We start from the raw sequence: 1,911 nt of genomic DNA on the forward strand, positions 1-1,911 counted from the left end.
GAATATCGTCAATTGAAACAGCATATGCCTAAGGATGTAGATGTTTACCACGCAACGATAGATGCACTATTAGAGAAACGACATAGAATTTGTGAAAAATTTTGGGAGGTTGTGTAATGGCTATTAGAAAACCAAGAGGTACACAAGACTTTTTGCCAGAACAAATGATAAATTGGCACTATATTGAACAACGTATGCGCGAGATTTGCAAAGTATACGGGTTCAATGAAATTCGCACACCTGCCTTTGAAGATACTAAATTATTCTTGCGCGGCATCGGTGAAACTACAGATGTAGTACAAAAAGAAATGTACACCTTTACTACTGGCGATGAAGGTGGCTCTAGCTTCACTTTGCGCCCAGAAAATACAGCGTCTGCTGTGCGCGCATACTTAGAAAATAAAGTATATGGTAAAGAAGGCCTTACAAAATGGTATTACATGGGACCCATGTTCCGTCATGATAAACCACAAGCAGGTCGTTACCGTCAATTCCACCAATTTGGTGCAGAGGTATTAGGCTCTCAATCTCCAGTTGTAGATAGTGAAGTTATCTGCATGGTTGTACAATTGTTGAAAGACTTTGGCCTTAAAGATCTCAATGTAGAAGTAAACTCCGTAGGCTGTCCAACTTGCCGCCCTGTATACCGGGAAAAATTAATCGCTTTCTTTGAACCTAAAAAAGAACAATTATGTAGCGATTGCCAAGAGCGTTTATATAAAAATCCGTTGCGTATCTTGGACTGTAAAAATGAAACATGTAAATCCTTGTCTGTAGGTGCTCCTGAAATTCACGAACATTTATGTGGCGAGTGTCATGATCACTTCGAAGAATTGAAAACCTATTTAACGGCTGCTAATGTGCAATATACATTAAACCCTCGTCTCGTACGCGGTCTTGATTATTACACTAAAACAGCATTTGAAGTACAATATACTCCACTAGGCGCTCAAAGTGCCATAGCCGGTGGTGGCCGTTACGATGGTCTAGTAGAGGAGCTCGATGGTCCTCATACGCCAGCCATTGGTTTTGCAATGGGTATGGAACGTTTGCTTTTAGCCCTTGAAAAACAAAACTTATTACCAGAGCCAACTGTAGAACCATCTGCGTTCGTAGTAGCCCTTGGTGATGCGGCTAAGGTAGAGGCTTTCAAAATCTGCCAAGCATTACATGATGCATATGTAACCGTTGAAATGGACGGACAGGGCAAGAGTATGAAGGCACAATTAAAATATGCTAACAAAATTAATGCAAAATATGTTATCATATTGGGTGATGATGAATTGGCTCGTGGAGAAGCCATTATCCGATTCATGGATACTAGTGAACAAGAGACTGTATCTCTCAATGCAGTGTCTGAGCGTATAACTTCTTTGGTGAAAGGATGACAATTAGAATGGAAACAATGCAAGGCTTACACCGTACGCACGGTTGTGGCACCATCTCTGAACAAGAGGTAGGTAAAGAGGTCGTATTATGTGGTTGGGTTGAACGCCGTCGTGACCATGGTGGTTTGATTTTCTTGGACTTACGCGATCGTTCTGGCGTAGTACAAATCGTAGCGTCCCCAGATCATAACGTAGAATCTTTCCACAAAGCAGAGGATGTTCGTAACGAATATGTACTTTGTGTACGTGGTAAAATTACAAAACGTGATGAAGCAGCTATTAATCCAAATCTTCCTACAGGTGCATACGAAATGTTCTGTGAAGAGTTACGCGTATTGAACTCCGCTAAAACTCCTCCATTCTATATCCAAGATGATATCGATGTAGATGAAAATATTCGTTTGAAATACCGTTACCTTGACTTGCGTCGTCCAGAAATGCAACGCAACTTGATTTTACGTCATAAAGTAACAAAAGCTATGCGCGACTTCTTCGATAGCCGCGATTTCTTGGAAATTGAAAC

2 protein-coding genes are annotated in these 1,911 nt (G+C 41.0%); both read left to right on the forward strand.

Annotated features, from left to right (window positions below; genetic code table 11):
- Window positions 1-116 precede the first annotated feature (116 nt).
- Window positions 117-1,388 (forward strand): histidine--tRNA ligase, encoded by a 1,272-nt coding sequence (gene hisS / locus Q0F90_RS09065; protein WP_296004943.1) that lies wholly within the window; start codon window positions 117-119, stop codon window positions 1,386-1,388.
- 8 nt (window positions 1,389-1,396) lie between these two features.
- Window positions 1,397-1,911: OB-fold nucleic acid binding domain-containing protein (locus Q0F90_RS09070; RefSeq protein WP_296004946.1), on the forward strand; the 515-nt coding region annotated here is incomplete at its 3' end.

This window comes from uncultured Veillonella sp., assembly GCF_934190855.1.
In the GTDB taxonomy this organism is placed as follows: domain Bacteria; phylum Bacillota; class Negativicutes; order Veillonellales; family Veillonellaceae; genus Veillonella.

Coding starts and splice junctions, on each gene's coding strand:
- hisS (WP_296004943.1), top strand. CDS start 117: ATGGCTATTAGAAAACCAAGAGGTACACAAGACTTTTTGCCAGAACAA.